Source organism: Sphingomonas sp. HMP6 (assembly GCF_013374095.1).
GTDB lineage: Bacteria > Pseudomonadota > Alphaproteobacteria > Sphingomonadales > Sphingomonadaceae > Sphingomonas.
The window spans coordinates 1125415-1146837 of the sequence record NZ_AP022672.1; the positions used below are offsets into that span (position 1 = coordinate 1125415).

Consider the following 21423-nt stretch of genomic DNA (forward strand, 5'->3'; position numbering starts at 1 on the left):
TTCTTCGTGCTTTTACAGCGCAGCCATTGCGGCATCCACCGCGGTTCGGCTTGCCGCGCTGGGCCAAGTCATCGGCAGGCGCAGCGTCTCGGGAAAGCCAGAGCGCACTTTGCTCACCGCATATTTCACCGGCCCCGGCGATGCGTCGGTAAACATCGCCAGATGCAGGGCGAACAACCGGTCGTGCCTAGCGCGCGCCGTGGTATAATCGCCAACCGCGCAGGCCGCCTGGAATTCGGCACACAGCCGCGGCGCGACGTTTGCGCTGACCGAGATGCACCCCACCCCGCCCATCGCGTTGAACGCAAGCGCAGTCTCGTCATTGCCCGAGAGCTGGCAAAAAGCTTCCCCTGCCCCGGCGCGGTGGCTCGAGACGCGCTGGAGCTGCCCGGTGGCATCTTTGATCCCGACCACGCTCGGGAGCGCTCGTGCGATCCGCGCGACGGTCTCGACCGCGATGTCGGTCACCGTGCGGCCCGGCACATTGTAAAGGATGATCGGCAAACCGCAGGAACCCGCCACCGCCTCGAAATGACGGAAGATCCCCTCTTGATTCGGGCGGTTGTAATAGGGCGGCACCATCAACGCGGCATCGGCCCCCGCCGCCTTGGCCGCGGCGATGTTGTGGATCGCAACGCGCGTGTCGTTCGATCCGGCACCGGCGATCACCGGGACGCGGCCACGCGCCTGATCGGCACAGACGCCGACGATGTAAAAATGCTCCTCGGCGCTCAGCGTCGCGGCCTCCCCCGTCGTCCCGACGGGAACGAGCGCAGCGGAGCCCTCGGCGATCTGCCACTCGATGAAATCGCGATATGCGCCCTCGTCGAAACTGCCGTCAGCGGCAAACGGCGTGACGAGCGCCGGGATCGATCCCGAAAACATGGTTGATGGCTCCTGTGCGACCGGATTCCGTCGCATTTTTCAAATATGATGCGCGACAAATACGGATGGGAAGCATAGTCTGTCCACATGATTGCATCTTTGATCAAATCGGGGTTGCTGCTGGCGGGGATTTCGACCCTCGCGGTGTCGTTGAGCGCCAATTCGGACACTGCGACCGCGGATCCGGCGCAGGACCAACTCGGCTGGGGTCGCGCGACACAGGTGCTGACTGGTACGACCGCAAGCAACGCGGCGCTTGCCTCGGCGATTTCCGAATGGAAGATGTTGTCGGCGGGATCGGGCTATGGGTTCGAGACCTATTCGCGTTTCCTGCTCGCGCATCCCGGTTGGCCGGGCGAACTCGCGATGCGCCGCGCCGCGGAAAAATCCCTCGACACGATCGGCTGGTCGCCATCGACCGTCGTCAGCTTCTTCCGTCGCTTCCCGGCGCTGACTGCGGCGGGCAAGACACGCTTCGCCGAAGCATTGGCCGCGATCAGCGCGCGCGACGAGGCCAATGCCGCAGCCCGTGTCGCCTGGACTTCGGGCGCGCTGTCGTTGGCGGACGAAGCAAAAATCGGAAGCGGCTTTGCATCCGCGCTGTCTCCGGCGGATCAGGACGCGCGGATGGATATGCTGCTGTGGCAAGGGGCGACCACCTCTGCCCAGCGCCAACTCGCGCTGACCAGCCCGGCGCGCCAACCGCTGTTCGCCGCACGACTCGCCTTCAAGACCAACGCGCCGGATGCAGCCGATCGCGCGCTCGCGACGCAGGCGCTCGGCATGGCCGATCCCGGCTGGCTTGCCGACCGCGCGAGTTGGTACCGCAACACCGGCGCATCGATGAGCGCGCGCAATACGCTGGCGCAGCGCCCTGCCCTGACGAGCGTACCGGCCGCCCCGGGCGAATGGTTCGAGGTGCTGTGGACCAACGCGCGCGCCGCCGCGAACGACGGGCAAGCCGCACTTGCCTATGACATCGCGCGCCAAGTCGGCGACGCCTATCCCGCCGGCACGGACATCACCACGCGACCCTATGGCGAGCGCGACGACTATACAAATCTGACGTGGCTCGCCGGGCAAACCGCGCTGAAGCAATTGGCGCGCCCGGGCGATGCGGTCACGCCATTCCTGCGCTATGCGTCGGCATCGAAGGCGCCTGCGATCCAGGCCAAGGGCCTGTATTGGGCGGCGCGCGCGGCGGAGGCGGCCGGCCGGGGCAGTGAGGCTACCGGTTATTATACCCGTGCTGCGGGTTTCCGCGACGTATTCTACGGGCAATTGGCGAATGAACGGCTCGGCAAGCCGCTGACGCCGCCCGGTGACCCGGCGTTACGCCCGGTCGATCCCGCCGTCCGCGCGGCCTTCTATGCGCGCGAGACCGTTCGCGCCGCGCAATATCTCGGCACGACCGGCGCGTGGGAGGACCAGACCGCCTTCGTCCTCCAAATCGCGACCGACGCCAAGAGTGATAGCGATCATGTGCTGGCGACCGAACTCTCGCGCACGCTCGGGCGGCCAGATCTCGGCGTGATGGTCGGACGCAGCGCGTTGCAGAACGGGCTCAGCGATTATTCGACGATCGGCTTTCCGAATGTCCGCGTCCCCGCCGCCAGTCAGGACGATTGGACGATGATCCACGCGATCGCGCGGCAGGAAAGCCAGTTCGACCGCGCCGCGATCAGCCATGCCGGCGCGCGCGGGCTGATGCAGTTGATGCCGGGCACCGCGCGCGAGCAGGCGACCAAGCTCGGCCTGTCCTACAACGCCGCATCGCTGACCAGCGATACCGATTACAACATCATGGTCGGCTCGGCCTATTTCCGGCGGATCTACGGCCAGTTCGGCAGCTATCCGCTGGCGGTTGCGGCGTACAACGCCGGGCCGGGGAATGTGAACAAATGGCTGCGCGCGAATGGCGATCCGCGCATGCCCGGCGTCGACATAGTCGATTGGATCGAGGCGATCCCGATCTACGAGACGCGCAATTACGTGCAACGCGTGCTTGAGAACGCGGTGGTCTATGATCTGATGAACCCGCAGCGCTCACGCTCGGCCGGAGCGAACCGGATCAGCTGGTATCTCGGCAAGCGGACCGCGGGTTGAGGCGGCGTCTAGCCCGGCTCGTGGCGAGCGACTAGGCTCGCGCGATGAGCGAACTCCTTCCTACCGGCAACGTCGCGCTACTGATCGACGCCGACAATGCCAGCCACAATGCCATCGACCCGGTGCTGACCGCGCTGGCTGATCTTGGCACCGTCAACATCCGGCGTATCTACGGCAACTGGAGCAAGGCCGCGCTTAAGGGCTGGAGCGAGGTCGCGCTGCGCTATGCGCTCGACCCGCAGCAGCAGTTCGACGTGACCAAAGGCAAGAACGCAACCGACATGAAAATGACGATCGACGCTATGGACCTGCTGCTCACAGGTCGCGTCACGGGCTTCGGAATCATGTCATCCGACAGCGATTTCATGCCGCTGGTGACGCGTATCCGCCAGCAGGGGTTGCAGGTCTACGGCTTCGGTCGCGCCAACACGCCCGAGGGTTTCCGGCAGGCGTGCAACCGCTTCATCGACGTCGAGACGCTGGAGAAGACGGCCGCCGAGACACCGATGCCGCTCCCGCCCGCAATCCTTCCAAAGGAGGGGAAAGCCCCGATCGACACTGCCCTCGCCCGCTTGCTGATCGATGCATATCAGGCGTCGAAGCGCGATGAACAGGGCTTCGCATCGCTCGGCGAGGTCGGCCAACGCGCCGGTAACCGGTCGAGCTTCGACACCCGTAACTACGGTTTTTCGCGGCTTTCGGATCTGGTCGAAGCAGTGCCCGGTTTCATCGTCGAGCGCCGCGACGGCGGGGCGCTGGTCAAGCGCGTCCGAGAGCGGCCTGGCCGTAAGTGATCCCCATGGACGACCGTCCCAACTACATCACCCCCGCCGGATACGCCGTATTGAGTGCGGAATATCGCCAGCTTCTCGGCGAGGAGCGGCCGAAGCTGGTCGATGTCATTTCCTGGGCGGCGGGCAATGGCGACCGGTCCGAGAATGGCGACTATATTTACGGCCGAAAACGGCTGCGGGAGATCGACCGGCGGCTGGGTTTCCTCGCGCGGCGGATGAAGGCGGCCAAGGTGATTGACCCCGCCGCTCAACCCGACCGGAATCGCGTGTGGTTCGGCGCGACTGTCACGATCGCCGACGCTAATGACATGGGGGATGACGCCGAGCGCGTGCTGACGCTGGTCGGCGACGATGAGACCGATGCGGCGGGCGGCAAGATCGGCTGGAACGCGCCGATCGCCCGCGCGCTGCGCGGTGCCGCAATCGGCGATGTCCGCCGCGTTACGCTCCCTTCGGGCGAGCGCAGCTATGAAGTGGTCGCGATCCACTACCCGTAAAGAATGTCGCACAAGCGACGGAAACTGTACGATTTGCGGTGGACGTCATGCAGATGGCACCGCGTTCCCGCGCCGACCCTGTATAGTGGCCCCGCCGCGCGAATTTGGCGACGCGGATCAAGGGCGGTTAGAACGATGATGCAGCGCGTGTTTATCAGCGGCAAGGTTCAACGAACCGGCTTTCGCGACTGGGTCGTGCGTCGGGCGACCGATCTCGGCGTCGTCGGCTGGGTGCGCAATTTGAAGGACGGCCGGGTCGAGATGCTGGTCGCGGGTGAGGAAGACGCGATGACCGCGCTGATCGAAGCGTGCCACGAGGGTCCACCGCACGCGCGCGTCGATCATGTTGAAACACGCGCCGACAGCGAACGCCTCCCCAAAGGCTTCACGAAGCGCTTTACGGCGTAGCACCGTTGGGCTCGGTGCACGGCCCATAGCCGTCGATCGCCGCCTTCAGCAGTGGTTTGACCTGTTCGGGCGGTAGCTTGGCGAGCGCTTGCAGCGGCATTGTAGCGCCGATTTTCGCGGCGAGCAGATAGCCGAGAAAATAGCCGTAGCGCGACGGGAACGGCCCCTTGGCTAGACCAAACAAAAAGAACGGCGCGTAATCCTCGCGTCGCGGTGAATCCAATTTGGCGCGCAGGCTGCACATCGCCTCGGCGAGGCGCGGCTCGACCTTGGGGCGGATCAGTTGCGGTTGCGTCAGCAGCAGCGCGCGGTCGCCGACGCCGGGATTGAGCCGCGACGCGGCATAGGTCGCTAGACCTTCCCGCCACAGCGAACACCACAGCGCCGAGCAACCGCCGAAATATTTCTCGTGATAGATGTGGAAAATCTCATGATCGAGGAACGGCCCGATCGTCGTCTCATCATGAAGTTCGGCCATTACGTCGGCGCCGAAGAACAGGACCGTCCGTCCGCCGATCGTGCGCGTCCCGCCATCCTGCTGGCCGATCGAGTGGACCAGATACACAGGCACAGTGAGGCTATAGTCGAGGAACGCCGTCTTGAAATGCGCCTGCCCGCGCGCAAAGGCATCGCCGAAGGCGGCAGCGGTCTGCGTGATCTTGGCGCGCTGCCTGGGCCAGCTCTGCAGAAAGCGAAGCGCGGTGATGTCGAAGCGCGGCTGGCGCTCGCTCTTGCCGTTGAAATAGCCCGGCAGCAGCGGGTCGAAATGGGCATGAAATGCCGTCACGCGCTCGATATCACTCAGCGTGGCGGTTTGGTCGGCGAGTTCGGCAAAATCCGGCGTGAGATCGGTCAGCGTCCCGGCTTTCGCTGTCGCTGCCGCTTTCGGAACCGGTGAGTCTACCGGCGGAGACGCCGCGCCGATCGCCGCTGCAAGCAATGCCAGAAACATCCGCGCCCCCCTGACGGTCAACTCCGTGGTGGGGATAGGTCACGGTCGTGATGACCGCAACCATTTGGCGGCGCGGAAAGGTCCGCGCCGCCAATATCCCTCAGCGCGTCAGCTTCTTATACGCCAGCCGCGTCGGACGATCCGCCGCATCGCCCAGGCGACGACGCTTGTCGGCTTCGTAGCTCTCGAAATTGCCTTCGAACCATTCGACATGGCTGTCGCCTTCGAACGCCAGGATGTGCGTGGCGAGGCGATCGAGGAAGAAGCGATCGTGGCTGATGACCACTGCGCACCCTGCGAACGATTCGAGCGCCTCTTCCAATGCGCGCAGCGTCTCGACGTCGAGATCGTTGGTTGGTTCGTCGAGCAGCAGGACGTTGCCACCCTCCTTGAGCATCTTGGCGAGATGGACGCGGTTGCGCTCACCACCCGACAGCTGACCGACCTTCTTCTGCTGGTCCTGGCCCTTGAAGTTGAACGCGCCGACATAGGCGCGCGTGCCCAGTTCCTGCTTGCCGAAGCGGAAGATTTCGAGCTTGTCGGAAATTTCCTCCCATACCGTGTTGGTCGGGGTCAGATCGTCACGCGACTGATCGACGTAACCGAGCTTGACCGTCTGGCCGACCTCGATCGATCCGCCATCGGGCTGTTCCTGGCCAGTGATGAGCTTGAACAGCGTCGATTTACCCGCGCCGTTCGGCCCGATCACGCCGACGATCCCACCCGGCGGGAGGACGAAATCGAGATTGTCGAACAGCAATTTGTCGCCATACGCCTTGGTCAGGCCCTTGGCCTCGATCACCTTGCCGCCAAGCCGCTCGGGCAGCTGGATCAGGATCTGCGCCTTGCCGACCGAGCGGTTTTCCTGCTTCTCCATCAGCTCGTCGAACGCGCGGATACGCGCCTTGGACTTGGTCTGACGTGCCTTGGGGGTCTGCCGCATCCACGCCAGCTCGTCGGAGATCGCCTTGGCCTTGCCCTGCTCCTCGCGATCCTCCTGCTCGAGCCGCTTGACCTTCTTTTCGAGGTAGCCCGAATAGTTCGATTCATACGTGTAATAGCGCCCGCGATCGAGCTCGAGCACCCAATTGACGACGTTATCAAGAAAGTAGCGATCATGGGTGACGAGGATAACGTTGCCCACATAGTCCCGCAGATAGTTTTCGAGCCAGGCGACGCTTTCGGCATCGAGATGGTTGGTCGGCTCATCGAGCAGCAGGATGTTGGGCTTTTCGAGCAGCAGTTTGCACAAGGCAACACGGCGCTTTTCACCGCCCGAAAGATTGGTAACGGGGCTGTCGCCCGGCGGGCAACGTAGCGCTTCCATCGCGATTTCGAGCTGATTGTCGAGGCTCCAGCCATCGACCAGATCAATCTTCTCCTGCAACTCGCCCATTTCCGCGAGCAGCGCGTCGAAATCGCAATCTTCGGGCGGATCACCCATGATCGCGACGATTTCGTTATAACGATCGACCATCCCGCCAATCGGGCCGGCCCCGGCGCGGACGTTGCCGATCACGTCCTTGGTCTCGTCGAGCTTTGGCTCCTGCGGCAGATAGCCGACCTTGATGCCGTCCGCGGCCCAGGCCTCACCGGTGAAATCGGGGTCGATTCCACCCATGATTTTCATCAGCGTGGATTTGCCCGAACCGTTCGGCCCGATGATCGCGATCTTCGCGTCGGGTAGGAATTGGAGCGAGATATTGTTGAGCACCGGCTTCGGCGCACCGGGGAAGGTCTTGGTCAGGCCCTTCATCACATAGCTGTACTGCACGGCCATCGGCTGCGGGCTCCGTTCGATCGCTTAAGGGAGATGTCAGGCGCGCGATGTAGCCATCGCAAGCGCCGAACGCAACGCGGGAGCATCGTGCCGGATCACGATAGCGGCGCGATCACTCGGTCCAGAGCGTCACGCTCGTCCGATTGTGCCGACCGTGGACGACGATCCGTTGCCCGGGCTCGGATTCGATCGGCTCGGGAAGGTGGTAGAGAATGACCGGCCAGCACGATTTCGGTCCTGCCCCGGGCGCATTTTCATACCGCGTGGCATCGTCGAGATCGAGCGCGATCCAGCGCGCGATCGCGTTAACGCGCCCGCCCGACGCGATGCATTCAACGGTCGTCTTGGCGGGTGGCGTTTTGGTGGTCGATGCGAAATCGAAGCGAAACAGGTCGATCGCCGCGCTGCGCTGCACGTCGGACGCTCGGCCCGCATGACCGCCGCGCCCGCGACGGCGCACCCGATTGAAGGGGCGGACGTCGAATCCGTCGATGATGCCGAGCGTTTCCCGTTCGAGCTTCGGCGAATCGATCAGCCCCACGCGGATCGCCCCGCGGCCCGGAATGACGACGCCACCGGGCTTGACGAGATCGCGCATCGCCGCCTCGTGTGCATTAAGGACGCCTTCACCAAGCAAGCTGGAATCGACGATCTCCGACACCAGAATATCGGCCCGACCCCCGATATCCGCGAGCGTAAGATCGCTTGAATGCTTGCCGATCACGCGGATTTGATCGGCAAAGCCGTTGAGCGCGATGACCTCCCGCGCCGCAGCCGCGATCACGGGGTTCACTTCGCAAGTGATGACCTCGCGCGCGCCCGCGCGGGCGGCCATCATGGCCAGCAGGCCTGCCCCCGTTCCGATTTCCAGCACGCGCGACTGCGGCGTTATCGCGCAGCGCAACGCGGCGTCATAGGCCCGATTACGGCGGGCATCCCGCATCATCGTGAAATGCCACGACGGGACAGCCTTTCCGAGCACCGCATCGGCAAAGTTCAGCGCAGGCGATCCGGCGGGAGCAGCGGCGAGCATCTCGGCGCACAGCGCGCGCAAACGTGCGTCATCCTGCGCAGCAAGCGCCAGTTCCGCGACTCGCAGCAATTTCATCGGGTCGCCCTTCGCCTGCTGGTGCATGGCGTCGATCAATCGCTTTTGGTCCATCGCTACTCCCCTCGCAGCACGCTTAGGCATACCGTTGCGTGTTGGCCAAGATGCCCGTGCCGATGGATTGGCAAATGCGCCGGAGGCCAGTACCCAAAGGCAATGATCAAAAACGCAAAACTCGTTGCCTGTGCAGCGTCCGCCATTGCGCTTAGCGCTCCCGCCCTCGCACAGCGCACCGCTCCGGCAGCAGCGATCGTCGATCCCGCCATTGCGAAACTGCGCGACGCGGCGCTGAAGGACGACGTCGCCTATGACATCGTCGAAGGCCTCACCACCGAGATCGGTCCGCGGCCCGACGGTTCTCCGCAGCAGGAGCGCGCGCGGCTTTGGTCGGTCGCCAAGCTGAAAGCGTTGGGCTTCAAAAATGTGCGGATCGAGCCGTACGAATTGCAGAACGTCTGGGTGCGCGGGCAGGAAACCGCCGAAGTCGTCGCCCCCTACCCGCAGCCGCTGCGCCTTACCGCGCTGGGCAATTCGGGTGCGACGCCGCCCGAGGGCCTCACGCTGCCGGTCGCCTATTTCGCCAGCTTCAATGATCTTTTGTTGGCCCCGGCCGGTAGCCTGGCCGGCAAGATCGCGTTCGTTTCGAACGCGATGCAGCCGACGCAGGACGGATCGAGCTACGGCTCGCAAGGCGCAGCGCGGTTCGTTGGGCCGAACATCGCAGCGACTAAGGGTGCGGCAGCGATCGTGATCCGCTCGATCGGCACCGATCATGGCCGTGGGCCGCACGCCGGGAACACCAATTTCGCCCCCGGCGTCACGCCGATCCCGGCTGCGGCGCTGTCGGTGGCCGATGCCGAAAATCTTGAGCGGATGGTCAAACTCGGCAAGGCGGTGACGCTGCATCTGACGCTGACCCCCACCTTTGCACCAACGCGGACCTCGGGCAATGTGGTCGCCGAAGTACCGGGGACCGATCCGGCGGCGGGCACGATCCTGATCGGCGGGCATCTCGACAGTTGGGATTTGGGCACCGGTGCGATCGACGATGCATCGGGCATCGCGATCACCGCTGCCGCCGCCAAGCGGTTGATGGATGCGGGCAAGCACCGCCGCACGATTCGCGTCGTATGGTTCGGTGATGAGGAAACCGGCGGTTGGGGCGGGATCGCCTATGCCAAGCACCATGCCGGCGAACCGCATGCGCTGGCCGCCGAATCGGATTTCGGCGCGGACCGGGTGTGGCGCTTCGAGGTCAATCTGCCCGACACGGCAAAGGCGATCGCCGATCGCCTCGCGGTCGCCCTCGCGCCGATCGGGATCGTGCGCGGTGCCGGCGTCGGCGGCGACGGCACCGATGTCGGGCCGATGCTCAGAACCGGTGTCCCCGCGATCGACCTCAACCAGTCGGGCTTGCGCTACTTCGATTGGCACCACACGCCGGAAGACACGCTTGACCGGATCGATCCCGAACAATTGCGGCAAAACGTCGCGGCATGGACCACGATGCTCGCCATCGTCGCAGACGCGCCGGAGGCGATGGGACCAGTAAGTCCAAAGAAATGAACGCACTCGTCTCGTCGCAAATACGGCGAAAAGGTGGCGGGCCGGGAACTTTGTCGCGGCTTGGCGATTGACGCACCCAAGCAGGACGTTATGCCACCGCGCTTCGCGGCGGCACTGGGCTGCTTCGAACCCTATATATTGCTTGGGAGCAATTGCATGAAGAAGATCGCCCTTGTTCTCGTCGCCGCCGGCCTGGTTTCGCTGGCCGCCTGCAACAAGAACCCTGAAGCTGCCGCCATCGAGAACAATGCCGAGATGATGGCTGACGGCATAGATAACAATGCCGCGATGATGGACGACATGGCTGACAATTCGTCGAATGCCGTCGCTTCGGACATGATGGAGAATTCGGCCGACGCGATGCGCGACACCGCCGACAACGTCCGCGACGCGGGCGAGGCCAAGGCCGACAACGTCACCAAGTAAGGCAGTCGCGGGCGTTCTGCCCGGCTCTGACGAAGATCGGGCGCTTCCCTTCCGGGGAGCGCCCTTTTTTTGTGCCGCTTACTGCATCATCGCCGCATCGAGCGTGGTGAGTTGAACGGCAATCTGGCGCCGATACGACGCCTCACGCGGGCACAAGGCCAGCGCCTGCAGCCAATAGCGCCGCGCCATCCCGAAATCGCCAGTCTCGGCATAGGCCAGCCCGCGAAAATAGGGTGGTGCCGGATGTTCGGGCGCAAGCCGTGTCGCCTGGTCGAAGGCGAACGACGCGGCGGGTGACATCGTGCCGTCATGCTGCGCCAGCGCCGTGCCGTAGCCGGTCCACAGCGTCTGGCTGCGCGGATATCGTGTGAGGCCGAGCAGGACCGCCTTGGTCCCGCTGCGGCGGCTGCCGCTCCGCATCAGCGCATCGGACGCGATCAGATAGGCGCCATCGCCGGTAAATTGCCCGAGCATCGCACCGCGCAACATGGTGGTGGTGGGATCGATGACGATTGGTTCGCGGTCCGAGCGTGCCGGACTGCCGGACAGGCCCGCATGCTGCTGGAGCGCATAGCCGCCCGCCCCGAACAGCAGCGCTGCGATCACGCCGCTCCACAGCACGCGGCCGGCCCCGGCGCAGGCAAATGCAAACCCGGTCAGGCCCGCGATTAGCACGAGCGCAATCCAGCCATTCATCGCGCGGGGCAGCGTATTTGCATGGATATCGTGTAGGCGCTTTTCTGGCGCCGGATAAGTGCAACCGTCGCGGCCCCGCGGACGTTGACCGCGAAACCAATATTCAAGGGTCTGAACATGAAATTGCTGGTTGCGTTCGATCTCGACGGCACGCTTGCCGAAAGCAAGCAACGGATCGAGCCGGAGATGGCGGGCCTGCTCGCGCAATTGCTCGATCGCGTGGCGGTGGCGGTGATTTCGGGCGGTGACTGGCCGCAATTCGAGAAACAGGTGATCGCGGCAATCCCGTCGGCGGCGCGAGTCGAACGCCTTTTCATTATGCCGACCACCGGGACCAAATTATACCGTTTCGAAGAGGGTCAATGGCGCGCGATCTATGCCGAGATTTTCGAGCCCGCTGAGCGCGACCATATCCTGAAGTCGATCGACACTGCGTTCGCCACGGCAGGCTTGGCCGACGAGCGGATCTGGGGAGAGCGGGTCGAGGATCGTGGCAGCCAGATCACCTTCTCTGGCCTCGGCCAGGAAGCGCCGCTCGATGCAAAGAAGGCATGGGACCCCGATTTCGCCAAGCGCAAGGCGCTGCAAGCGTCATTGCGCGCAGCTCTGCCCGATCTGTCGGTCAATATCGGCGGGTCGACCTCGCTCGACATCACGCACAGCGGGATCGACAAGGCTTATGCGATGCGCCGCCTGGCGGAGCATTCGGGAATCTCGACCGGGGACATGCTGTTCCTGGGCGACGCGATCTATCCCGGCGGAAACGACGACGCCGTCCGCGCGGCGGGGATGGATACGCTGAAAGTGCGCGATGTGCAGGAGACCATCACCGCGGTCGGCGCGATGGTAGCCTGCCTGCCGGTGCGTTAGACCCGGCCGATCAAGCGGCGCGCGATGCTGTCGGCCACGTCGGCCGCCGGCGCGCCAGTGCGATCGCTTTCGTCCCACACTTCGATCAGGCGATTCGGGATGCGCGCGATCCGGGCGTTGACCTCGGCCTGGTCGCCCTCACCCAGATATTCCAACCCGACGTTGATGATACCACCGGCGTTGATCACATAATCGGGCGCGTAAAGAATCCCGCGTGCCTGCAAGGCGGCACCTTCCGCCTTCGTCGCCAATTGGTTATTGGCGCCGCCCGCAACGACCGTCGTCCGCAACGCAGCGATCGACTCGGGCGTCAGGATAGCGCCCAGGGCGTTGGGGCTGACGACATCGGCCTTGATCGCAAGGATCGCGTCGGCCGCGACTGTCTGCGCGCCCAATTCGTCCGCCAGCGCCGCAGCGCGGCCGGCATTGACGTCTGCCAGGGTCAGCCGTGCGCCGTCCTTGGCGAGCAGCCGCGCAAGGCCACCGCCAACGCTGCCAACGCCCTGAATCGCGACATGCACTCCCTTCATGCCATCCGCGCCGAGACCACGCTCGGCGGCGGCTTTGACACCGAGATACACACCCATCGCAGTGTAAGGCCCTGGATCACCGCCGGCGCTACCCGCCGCAACGGGCAGCCCCGACACGTGCTTGGTCATCGTGGCGATCGTCTTCATGCTCGCTTCGGACATGCCAACGTCTTCCGCCGTGACATAACGCCCGCCCAGCGACTCGACGACTCGGCCAAAGGCTTCGAGTTGCGCCTGGCTGATCGAGTCGCCCGGCTTTGCCGCCAGCACGACACCCTTGCCGCCGCCCATCGGCAGATCGGCCATAGCATTCTTGAAGCTCATGCCGCGCGACAGACGGAGCGCGTCGGTGATCGCGCTGTTGCTATCGGCATAATGCCAGAAGCGCACCCCGCCCGTCGCAGGCCCGAGCTTGGTCGAGTGAATGGCGATCACGGCCCGCAGCCCGGACACGGGATCGGTGAAGAGGTGCACGCCCTCATGATCGTCGAAATCGGCAAAGCCCCATCCGGTCGTCACGATGTTGATTTCCTGGCTGAAAAAGAAGTGGGGCGACCGACGGGACTTGAACCCGCAACATCCGGCATCACAAGCCGACGCTCTAACCAATTGAACTACGATCGCCGCAGAGGAAGCGCCCCTAGCGGTCCGCAGGGGCAAGCGTCAAGAATGGAGCGTCAGAATTTGCCTTCGACGGTCAGCACATGCCCGCGCGCCGTCTGCTGAAAACCGCTCATCTCCAGTTGCAACGCCGACGCGGCGTCGACCGGTTTGACCGTCAACTCAGCGTGAAAGCGTCCGGTCGGCCAGATTCGCACCAGGGCTTGCTCGGTTCCCGCCTGGCTGGCGAGCGGCAACAACAGCGCGCCGCCGTCACACCGCGCGGTGCCCGACAGTCCTTGCGCCAGGCTGATCCCGGCAATGTCGCGGCCGAGCGTCGCCTTCACGCGCCCCTCGGCCTTCTCGCAATTGCCATCGGTGAAGCGCACGCTGACATCGTCGAGATCGAGCCCGCTGACCGGGAAGCGCGCGAACACCGCCCCGCCCGGCAAGATTGCGGTCATGTCGTCGACGCCCACGCTGTGGCGCGATACGCTCACCGCGCCGTGCACCGCGCGCGTCGTGCTGGTCGAATGGCCGGCGAGATCGACTCGCGCGCGCCCGACGAAGAGCGGCCACGGCGACAGCGCCGCGCCCATGTCGCCGAGCGCAATGCTACCGACCGCGGTTTCGCGCAGCGCCCCGGACCACACGCTGCCGGTCGCCTCGCGCGCAGCAAAGCCGGTGCGCGCCAGATCGAACTGGCCGAGCACGAGCCTGAGCGGCAAAAGGGCGATCAAAGCGATCACGAAGATTGCGCCAAACAGGGCGAGCGGGCCGGTCGTCAGGCGGAACCGCGTCATTGCCCCTGCGCCTTCACGGTCATCTGCACGGCGACCGTACGGTCCCCATTGTCGGTCGTGCCCAGCCGATCGACTAACAGCCCCGAGGCTTCGAGCCCGGCGATCCAACTGATCAACGCCCCGGGGCGGGCCGAGGCGATGGCGATTTGGACTCGGTCGCTGCCCTGTGGCGTAACGATGGTCAGCGCGAAGCCAGCGTCGTTCGCGCGTGCGCGAATCACCGATTCGATCGGCGCGTCGAGCGGTGCGGCACGATCGGCTTGCAGCGTCTTCACCGCATCGACGCGCGCTTGCGTTTCGCCGAGCGCGATCACCGCATCGGCATGCCGCGCCTTGGCCGAGGCGAGCGCATCGCTGAGCGGCACGATCAGGAAATAGACGAAGGCCAGAATGACGGCGATGCCCGCCCCCGCCACCATATAGCGCTCGCGCTGCGTCCGCGCGCGATACCAGGTCAGGACTTGCTCGGTCATCGCGGCTTCACCATGATATCCCCCGACAGACGGCCGCTACTCGACTGAAATTGCCCCATCGGTGTGGCGTCGAAACCCGAGGCATCGAGATTGCGCTGAAGCTGCAGAATCTGTCCTTCATTCTGAACGCCCACGGTGACGCGCAACGCGCCGGCTGGATCGAAGGACAGGGTGCGCGCTTCGGTCCCCGGCGTCGCCCGGATCGCGCCGAACACCGCGGCAGCGGTGCGGCTGAAGCCCATGCCGCCGCCACGCAGCCGTTCGATCCGCGCGGTCAGTTGTCGATCCGCATCGTTCACCGCTTCGCCGCGCGACAGTCCGGTGCGGGCGAGCAGGTCGGCGCGGCGCTCGAGTTCGTCGGCTGCGCTTGAATAGATCAGCACCTGCACCAACGTGATCAGAATTGTGGCCGCGACGATCGCCGCGCTCAGCCAGCCGAGCCGCCGAATCAGCCGCCAATCGATGGCGATGCTCGTGCGTCGCGCGAACATACCTTGCCGCAGGTCGAGCGATGGCGCTGCGACCGCCGCCACGATGGCCGCCTCCAGCGCCTCGCGCGGCATCACCTCTGGTGCCGCCCCGCCGGTGATGAGTTCGGTCAGGCGTGCTTCGTCGGCAAACCCACTGGTCGGCCCCCGCACCACGCCTTCACCGCCGAGATCGGCGCGCAGATAGCCCGATTCGGGACGCGGCAGCAGCATGGGTGCCGGCAGCACCAACTCCGGGTCCACGCCATTGGCGGCAAGCTCGACCAGCCACGCCTGCATCTGCGAGGCCGCGACCACACCGATCGGGCGTTCGAGGTTGCTCCCCTCGCGTCCGACCGCGACGTGCAGCTCACCGATCGGCGTCGCGCTGGCGTCCGCCGCGAGCATCCGCGCCGCCGTCACCGATTGCGCGAGCGAGCGATCGGGCAATTCGGCCCAGTGCAGCGTAACCGCGTCGGCGGGCACGACCGCGACATGCGCCTCTTCGCTTTCGGCGGGCAACGCCGGGAACCCCTCGCCGCGCGCCGACACGACATTGTCGGCAATTCGCAGCCAGCGCCACGGCACGTCGTGCGCTGGCATAAAGAGGACGAGGGTGTCGGTCATGTTCGCTCGCCCCATTGCCGCGATACGAGGCGCGCGGGAAGCACCGATGCATCGATCAACCCGGTTTGCTGCAGAATCGCCCCGTTCATCGCGACATCGACCTGCAGCGAAAACCACACGGTCTTGATATCGCTCTGCCCCGCCGCATCGTCCGAGGCCCCTGCCCCCGTAATGATCGGCTGCGACCAGAAGGCGGCGGCGGTGCTGAACCCGGCGGGCGGGCGGCGCAGCAACCCTTGGCGCACCGCCTCGACCGTCAAATTCGGGCGGAGCATCGCCAGCAGCGGGGCTTGCTCAGGCAGGATCGTGTTGACGTTGATCTTCGATGGCGCGGCAATGGGCAAAGCGCAGATCCACGGGCGGAGCGTGTCGTAATCGACCCGCGCCACGCCCGCGACGGCGCGCAGCTCGCTTGGATCGCGCATCAGCGTGTTGCCGGTGCGGTATCCCTGCTTGCCGCCGGCATAGGCCCCGTCTTCGGCACCGTCCTGGATCGCGTCGGAATCGGTGTCGATCCAGTCGGATGCCGCCGCGGCGATCGCATCGGGCGCGCGCGCGGCGGGATCGACCAGGCGGATCAGCCGCGCGAACTGAATCCGTGCCGGCGTGAAGGAAGCGTACACGCCCGGCCCCGTCTCGGTCACCAGGCTGTTGAGGTTGAAGCAATTGCCGCCATCAACGACGACCGCGCTGGCGGTGCCGCTCGGCACCGGCAGCGGGATCGGCTTGCCACTCCAGCCGCCTTGTAGTGTGACGCGGTCCTCGGCCTTCAACAACAGATCGGTTACTTTCACGACGGCCAGCGTTTCCGCAGCGAACGAATATGCGCGCGCCTGGTCGAGCGCGACCGCATTACCGCCCAGCCGCGTCGCCAACCGCAGCTTTTCGAGCGCGGTGCCCGCCAGCACGGCGATCACCGCGACGAGCAACAGCACCGTCAGCAATGCCGCCCCGCGTTCGGACGGGGCGACGTCATTTGCCTTGGACATCGACCCGCTTTCCATATCCGGTGCCGACGAGGAAAAGCTGCCGTGTCTCGACGCCGTTGTCGCGCTGAATGCGGAGCTCAAGCGCTGCCGGCACCGGGAACTGCGGCGTGCTGGTCCAGCGATCACTCCACGCGCCGTTGATGCGATACCGCAAAGCGACTTGCCGGACATGATCGAGCATCGCGGTCGGCGGGAGCGGAGCGGCACCGTCGAGCATCGGATAGGCGATCCGTACCAGCGCCCCGTCCACGATGCCATATTCGACCTTCTGTTCGGACGCGCGCGGCGCCCCATCCAGATTGCTCCAGCCGTCGCGGACGAAGCGCAGCATCGTGCTGTCCGTCGCGCCCGATTCGCCGGTGAAGACGGGGAGGATTTCCCCTCCGACCCCGCGCGTCTGGCGAATCGAGGCTTGGGCGAGATCGGCGGTGAGGATCGATGACAGCCGGTTCATCGCGGAAATCTGTTCGAGCTTTACGCCCGTCGCGCCCTGCGCGCGGACCGCAAAGGACAAGAGCGAAACCCCAGCGGCGGCGAGCAAGCCGAAGATCAGCAGCGAGATCATCACTTCGATCAGCGTGAAGCCGCTTTCCTGGCGGTTCGGGCCGGACGCTGCGCTCACTGCTTCGTCGCTCCATCGCGGACCACCGTCAGGCGCCCTGCGTTACGTCCGGACGCATCGCTCACCGTGACGTCGATGCGCAGGATGCGGACGTCGCCGGTCGGCTGGGTCACGCGAGTCCAGTTCCACGCGCGCCCGGCATTCTGTTCGATGCCGGTCGCCGTGCCGATCGTCGGCGCGCGTGCATCGGTCAGCGCCTCGAACGCGACGTTGCGCGCGACAATCTGCGCCATCAGCGTCGTATCGAGCGTGCCGGCCCCGCGGATCGTCGCCCCCTCGAGCCGGATCAGCGCGAGCGCGGCGAGGCTGAATACCGCGAGCGCGACCATCATTTCGATAAGGGTGAAGCCCTGCGCGCGGCGCGTTCGCTTATCCACCGATGCGCACCTTGCCGTCGCTACCGACATGCACGACGATCGTCTGATCGGCGCGCGCCAGCGTGACGTCGAGCGGCCGGTCGGCAATGCCGGTCGAATCGAAGAGCACCCGGTCGCGCGGGCTTGCCCCGCTTGGTTCGGCGCGCGTGCCCTTGCTCCACTGCGTCACGCGCAAGGGGCGATCGGCCATCGCAACCCACGCGCCGTCGCGGCGCTCGTCGAAACCATAACCGCCCGCCGACACCCACACGCTGATCGGGCGCGCGCCGACGATCGCGAGGTCGTGCGCGGCGCGCGTCCGCGCAGCAAAGCGTTCGGCCTCGTCCGCCAGCCGCCCGCGCGGATCAGGCAAGGCAAGCACCACCGCCGCACTGGCCAGGCCGATGATCGTGATCACGATCATCAACTCGATCAGCGTGAAGCCGTTTTCGGTCTTCGAGGCGACGCGGTGCTCCATCGAGGCGTTATTGCCAGCTACCGATATCGGCGTTGGGCCCCTCGCCGCCCACTTTCTTGTCCGCGCCCAGCGTCCAGATATCGACGTCGCCATGTTCGCCCGGCGCGGCGTAGAGATACGGACGGCCCCACGGATCGTTGGGCAGTTTCTTGATATAGCCGCCGCGCTGATATTTGGACGCATCGGCATCGGCCGGCGGCGAAACAAGCGCCTGCAGCCCGTCAGTCGTCGTCGGATAACCGTCATTCTGCAGCTTGTAGAGATCGAGCGCGCCTTCGATCGTGGCGATGTCGGCCTTGGCCTTGGTGATCTTACCGCGGTCACCGAGCGGCAGCACGTTGAACGTCACGATCGCGGCGAGCAAGCCGAGGATGACGATCACGACCATCAGTTCGATCAGCGTGAAACCCTGTTCGGACGGGCGAACGCGGGTCGCACCAGCGGATTTCGGGGCAGATTCAGACATAACAGACCTCATTGTCCGGCAAGAGTGTTGAGTTGCAGGATCGGGAGCAGGATCGATAGCACGATCGTGGCGACGACGCCGCCCATCACGACGATGATCAGTGGTTCGAGCAGCGACAGGGCCGTGGTGGTGAAGCGGTCGAACTCGCGCTCGAGATAGTCGGCGGCGCGCTCCAGCATATCGTCGAGCTGCCCGGCGGTCTCGCCCGAGGCGGCGAGATAGGTCAGCAGCGGTGGGAACACGCCCGTACGCCGCATCGCGGCCGACAGGCTGCCGCCGCCACGGATCGAGTCGATGATCTCGTCCGACGCCTGTTTCAGCCGCAAATTGTGGATCGTGCCGCCGGTTAGGGTCAACCCTTCGAGCAAAGGCAGGCGGCTCGCGACCATCGTCGCCAGTGTGCGGGCCATGCGGGCGGCGTGGAGATCACGCAGCAGCCTTCCCAGCAAGGGAAGCTTCAGGATACGGGTGTCGAACGCGAGCTTGATGCGCGGGTTCTTTAACGCGCGCCACGTGCCGAAAATGGCCATCGCGCCGACCAGCAGCAGGACCCACCAATAGCCGACGAGAAAGCCAGAAACCGCCATCACCGCGCGCGTAAGGAAGGGCAGTTCCTGACCAACGGTATCGAATTGTTCGACCACTTGCGGGACGACGAACACCATCAGCGCGGTCACCACCGCCATCGCCACCACCGCCAGCACTGACGGGTAAGCGAGCGTGGTCAGAATCTTACCGTTCATTTCGGCCTGACGTTCGAGCAGAACCGACAAGCGTTCGAGAATGACCGGGAGAGAGCCCGAGGTTTCGCCCACCGATACCATCGCGCGGTAGAGTGCGGGAAAGCTCTTGGCCTCGCGCGCCATCGCCTCGTGCAGGCGCCGCCCCTCCATCACGCCCGAATGGACCGAATCGACGATCGCGCGGACATGCTCTTGTTCGGTCTGGCGGCTGATCGTGCGGAGCGATTCCTCCAGCGGCGAAACGCGGTTGAGCGTCGCGAGCTGGCGCGTAAAAAGCGTCAACTGCTTGGTGTTCATCTTGGCGCCGCCGATCCGAAAATCGGAGAGCAGCGCCTTGCCCTTTGCCGGGCGGCCCGAGCCGGGCTCGACCTTGACGACGTAAAGCCGCCGCCGGTCGAGCGCGGAACGCGCCTCGTCGATCGAAGGCGCGGCGATATGCCCGCGCACCTCGCGCCCCTTGGTGTCGATCACAAGGTAATCGAAGTCAGCCATTGGCCACGTCACCAGAGACGATCGCAAAACCGATCGTTTCGAGCGAAGTCGAGAAACCTGCCCTTTGCTCGGTTTCTCGACTTCGCTCGAAACGAACGGACGGAGGGGCGACCTTACCCATCCGCCACCTCAGGCAGCGCCATCGGGGCCTCGGCATCGGCCATATCGCGGCGCGAGACGCGGACTGCCTCCTCGGGCGTGGTGACGCCGTCGCGGACGAGCTGGCGTGCGGCCGAGCCCAGCGTTGGCGCATGGAGGAAAGCGTGGCGCGCGATCAGCGCCTCGTCGCCGCCGTCATTGATCATGCGGCGGACCGTTTCGTCGATGCGGATCGCTTCATAAACGCCAACGCGGCCCTTGAAGCCGGTGCCCTGGCACATTTCACATCCCACCGCCTCATAGACGATCGTCCCCGCATCGAAGCCGAGCAGCGCCGAAACCGAGCCCTCGGCTTGCACCGGCTTGCGGCAATTCTCGCATAGCCGCCGCACCAGCCGCTGTGCGATGACCGCGCGCAGCGTGGAGGCGAGCAGGAACGGCTCGACCTTCATGTCGCGCATACGGGTAATCGCGCCGACCGCGTCGTTGGTGTGGACGGTGGACAGCACGAGATGCCCGGTGAGCGAGGCCTGGACCGCGATCTCGGCAGTCTCGCGGTCGCGAATTTCGCCGACCATCACGACGTCGGGGTCCTGTCGCAGGATCGCGCGCAGGCCCGCGGCAAAGGTCAGACCGACCTTGGGATTGACCTGTGTCTGGCCGATCCCCTCCATCGCATATTCGACCGGATCCTCGACCGTCAGGATATTACGGCTGCCGTCGTTGAGCAGGCGCATCGCGGCATAGAGCGTGGTGGTCTTGCCCGACCCGGTCGGCCCGGTGACCAGGATGATGCCGTTGGGTTCGGTAATCGCTTCCTTGAGCAGGCCGTTGATCGCCGCAGTCATGCCGAGCACGTCGAGCGTGATGCCGGCATTTTCCTTGTCGAGAATACGCAGCACGACGCGTTCGCCCGCGCGGGACGGCAGCGTGGAGACGCGCACGTCGAGCAGTTTGCCCCCCAGCGTCAGGCCGATGCGGCCGTCCTGCGGCACGCGGCGCTCGGCAATGTCGAGCCGCGCCATCACCTTCACGCGGCTGACCACCACGGGCGCGACGTGTGGCGGCATCCGCAGCGTCTCGCGCAGCACGCCGTCAATCCGCATTCGCACGACGAGGCCAGTCTCATACGGCTCGATATGAATGTCCGAAACGCCGTTGCGCGCGGCGTCCGCGATGATGCCGTTGATCAGCCGGATCGCGGGCGCATCGTCGGCTGTATCGAGCAGATCGTCGGCGGTGGGGAGGTGATCGGCGAGCATGTCGAGCTCATCGCCAAGCCCAAGCGTGCCTGCGGCCATGGCGGCGGCTTGGCCGTCCATCGCATAGGCTTCCGACAACAGGCGGTCGAATTCGGTGGCCGAGACGAAGCCGACGTCGAACGGGCGCGCGAGGTGGCGGCGCAGTTCGAGCAGCACCTTGGGATCGGCCCCCTCGCGCATCGCGACCGCGAAATGCGAATCGGTGCCGGGATCTAGCACCACGCCGAAACGGCGCGCGAACGCATAGGGAATGGTGATGTTGGGGATGGTTGCTAAGGCGTCCGACACTGCCTCGCCCATCGCGAGCGTCTGGTGGAGGTCGCTCATA

The 21423-nt window shown here is 65.2% G+C and carries 23 protein-coding genes and 1 tRNA gene; 7 read left to right on the plus strand and 17 right to left on the minus strand.

The window, feature by feature from the left end:
• Positions 1-12: 12 nt before the first annotated feature.
• A complete protein-coding gene (gene dapA, locus HMP06_RS05695) occupies positions 13-885 on the minus strand; it encodes a 4-hydroxy-tetrahydrodipicolinate synthase (protein ID WP_176496228.1) in 873 nt (290 codons plus the stop codon).
• 87 nt (positions 886-972) lie between these two features.
• On the opposite strand from dapA, the gene HMP06_RS05700 reads away from it, so the two are divergent.
• The 4 genes from HMP06_RS05700 (at position 973) to HMP06_RS05715 (ending at position 4690) form a co-directional block, all read left to right on the plus strand.
• Positions 973-2991, plus strand: coding sequence for a lytic transglycosylase domain-containing protein (locus HMP06_RS05700; protein WP_176496229.1), 2019 nt, complete (start codon positions 973-975; stop codon positions 2989-2991).
• Positions 2992-3035: 44 nt separating this feature from the next.
• Positions 3036-3785: an NYN domain-containing protein gene (locus HMP06_RS05705; protein WP_176496230.1), complete on the plus strand. Its 750-nt coding sequence runs from the start codon at positions 3036-3038 to the stop codon at positions 3783-3785.
• A 5-nt stretch (positions 3786-3790) separates the two neighbouring features.
• The gene (locus HMP06_RS05710) at positions 3791-4282 is read left to right on the plus strand and encodes a GreA/GreB family elongation factor (protein WP_176496231.1); all 492 of its coding nucleotides are present in this window, start codon (positions 3791-3793) and stop codon (positions 4280-4282) included.
• 135 nt (positions 4283-4417) lie between these two features.
• Positions 4418-4690, plus strand: coding sequence for an acylphosphatase (locus HMP06_RS05715; RefSeq protein WP_332103023.1), 273 nt, complete (start codon positions 4418-4420; stop codon positions 4688-4690).
• Here the strand turns inward: HMP06_RS05715 and HMP06_RS05720 are convergent.
• From HMP06_RS05720 to HMP06_RS05730, 3 genes are all read right to left on the minus strand, one after another.
• Positions 4680-5642, minus strand: a complete 963-nt coding sequence (locus HMP06_RS05720) for a hypothetical protein (RefSeq protein WP_176496232.1) — start codon at positions 5640-5642, stop codon at positions 4680-4682. The genes HMP06_RS05715 and HMP06_RS05720 overlap by 11 nt on opposite strands.
• A 100-nt stretch (positions 5643-5742) precedes the next feature.
• Entirely contained in the window at positions 5743-7422 is a 1680-nt protein-coding gene (gene ettA / locus HMP06_RS05725; RefSeq protein ID WP_176496233.1) for an energy-dependent translational throttle protein EttA, read from the minus strand.
• A gap of 112 nt (positions 7423-7534) precedes the next feature.
• On the minus strand, positions 7535-8584 hold the full coding sequence (locus tag HMP06_RS05730; RefSeq protein ID WP_176496234.1) for a 50S ribosomal protein L11 methyltransferase: 1050 nt from the start codon (positions 8582-8584) through the stop codon (positions 7535-7537).
• Between the two features lie 102 nt (positions 8585-8686).
• On the opposite strand from HMP06_RS05730, the gene HMP06_RS05735 reads away from it, so the two are divergent.
• Both HMP06_RS05735 and HMP06_RS05740 read left to right on the plus strand, forming a co-directional pair.
• Entirely contained in the window at positions 8687-10096 is a 1410-nt protein-coding gene (locus HMP06_RS05735) for a M20/M25/M40 family metallo-hydrolase (protein ID WP_176496235.1), read from the plus strand.
• 156 nt (positions 10097-10252) lie between these two features.
• Positions 10253-10522: a hypothetical protein gene (locus HMP06_RS05740; RefSeq protein ID WP_176496236.1), complete on the plus strand. Its 270-nt coding sequence runs from the start codon at positions 10253-10255 to the stop codon at positions 10520-10522.
• Positions 10523-10600: 78 nt separating this feature from the next.
• On the opposite strand, the gene HMP06_RS05745 is transcribed toward HMP06_RS05740, so the two are convergent.
• The gene (locus HMP06_RS05745; protein ID WP_176496237.1) at positions 10601-11218 is read right to left on the minus strand and encodes a tetratricopeptide repeat protein; all 618 of its coding nucleotides are present in this window, start codon (positions 11216-11218) and stop codon (positions 10601-10603) included.
• Between the two features lie 117 nt (positions 11219-11335).
• On the opposite strand from HMP06_RS05745, the gene HMP06_RS05750 reads away from it, so the two are divergent.
• Positions 11336-12088: an HAD-IIB family hydrolase gene (locus HMP06_RS05750; RefSeq protein WP_176496238.1), complete on the plus strand. Its 753-nt coding sequence runs from the start codon at positions 11336-11338 to the stop codon at positions 12086-12088.
• Here the strand turns inward: HMP06_RS05750 and HMP06_RS05755 are convergent.
• The 12 genes from HMP06_RS05755 to HMP06_RS05810 all read right to left on the minus strand — a co-directional run bounded on the left by HMP06_RS05755 (position 12085) and on the right by HMP06_RS05810 (position 21395).
• Positions 12085-13137, minus strand: coding sequence for a Leu/Phe/Val dehydrogenase (locus HMP06_RS05755; RefSeq protein WP_176496239.1), 1053 nt, complete (start codon positions 13135-13137; stop codon positions 12085-12087). The genes HMP06_RS05750 and HMP06_RS05755 overlap by 4 nt on opposite strands.
• A 28-nt stretch (positions 13138-13165) precedes the next feature.
• Positions 13166-13242 (minus strand) — tRNA-His (locus tag HMP06_RS05760).
• Positions 13243-13295: 53 nt separating this feature from the next.
• On the minus strand, positions 13296-14021 hold the full coding sequence (gene gspN / locus HMP06_RS05765) for a type II secretion system protein N (RefSeq protein ID WP_176496240.1): 726 nt from the start codon (positions 14019-14021) through the stop codon (positions 13296-13298).
• Positions 14018-14494: a type II secretion system protein GspM gene (gene gspM / locus HMP06_RS05770; protein ID WP_176496241.1), complete on the minus strand. Its 477-nt coding sequence runs from the start codon at positions 14492-14494 to the stop codon at positions 14018-14020. The genes gspN and gspM overlap by 4 nt, the downstream gene beginning before the upstream one ends.
• Positions 14491-15588 (minus strand): type II secretion system protein GspL, encoded by a 1098-nt coding sequence (gspL, locus tag HMP06_RS05775; RefSeq protein ID WP_176496242.1) that lies wholly within the window; start codon positions 15586-15588, stop codon positions 14491-14493. Before gspL ends, gspM begins: the two co-directional genes overlap by 4 nt.
• Positions 15585-16577, minus strand: a complete 993-nt coding sequence (gene gspK, locus HMP06_RS05780; RefSeq protein WP_176496243.1) for a type II secretion system minor pseudopilin GspK — start codon at positions 16575-16577, stop codon at positions 15585-15587. The genes gspL and gspK overlap by 4 nt, the downstream gene beginning before the upstream one ends.
• Positions 16561-17199, minus strand: coding sequence for a type II secretion system minor pseudopilin GspJ (gene gspJ / locus HMP06_RS05785; RefSeq protein WP_232089877.1), 639 nt, complete (start codon positions 17197-17199; stop codon positions 16561-16563). Before gspJ ends, gspK begins: the two co-directional genes overlap by 17 nt.
• Positions 17196-17606, minus strand: coding sequence for a type II secretion system minor pseudopilin GspI (gene gspI / locus HMP06_RS05790; RefSeq protein ID WP_176496244.1), 411 nt, complete (start codon positions 17604-17606; stop codon positions 17196-17198). Before gspI ends, gspJ begins: the two co-directional genes overlap by 4 nt.
• On the minus strand, positions 17569-18033 hold the full coding sequence (locus HMP06_RS05795; RefSeq protein WP_176496245.1) for a GspH/FimT family pseudopilin: 465 nt from the start codon (positions 18031-18033) through the stop codon (positions 17569-17571). The genes gspI and HMP06_RS05795 overlap by 38 nt, the downstream gene beginning before the upstream one ends.
• A gap of 7 nt (positions 18034-18040) precedes the next feature.
• A complete protein-coding gene (gene gspG / locus HMP06_RS05800; RefSeq protein WP_176496246.1) occupies positions 18041-18499 on the minus strand; it encodes a type II secretion system major pseudopilin GspG in 459 nt (152 codons plus the stop codon).
• Between the two features lie 8 nt (positions 18500-18507).
• On the minus strand, positions 18508-19734 hold the full coding sequence (gene gspF / locus HMP06_RS05805; protein ID WP_176496247.1) for a type II secretion system inner membrane protein GspF: 1227 nt from the start codon (positions 19732-19734) through the stop codon (positions 18508-18510).
• A gap of 113 nt (positions 19735-19847) precedes the next feature.
• Positions 19848-21395: a GspE/PulE family protein gene (locus HMP06_RS05810; RefSeq protein WP_176498380.1), complete on the minus strand. Its 1548-nt coding sequence runs from the start codon at positions 21393-21395 to the stop codon at positions 19848-19850.
• Between the last annotated feature and the right edge of the window lie 28 nt (positions 21396-21423).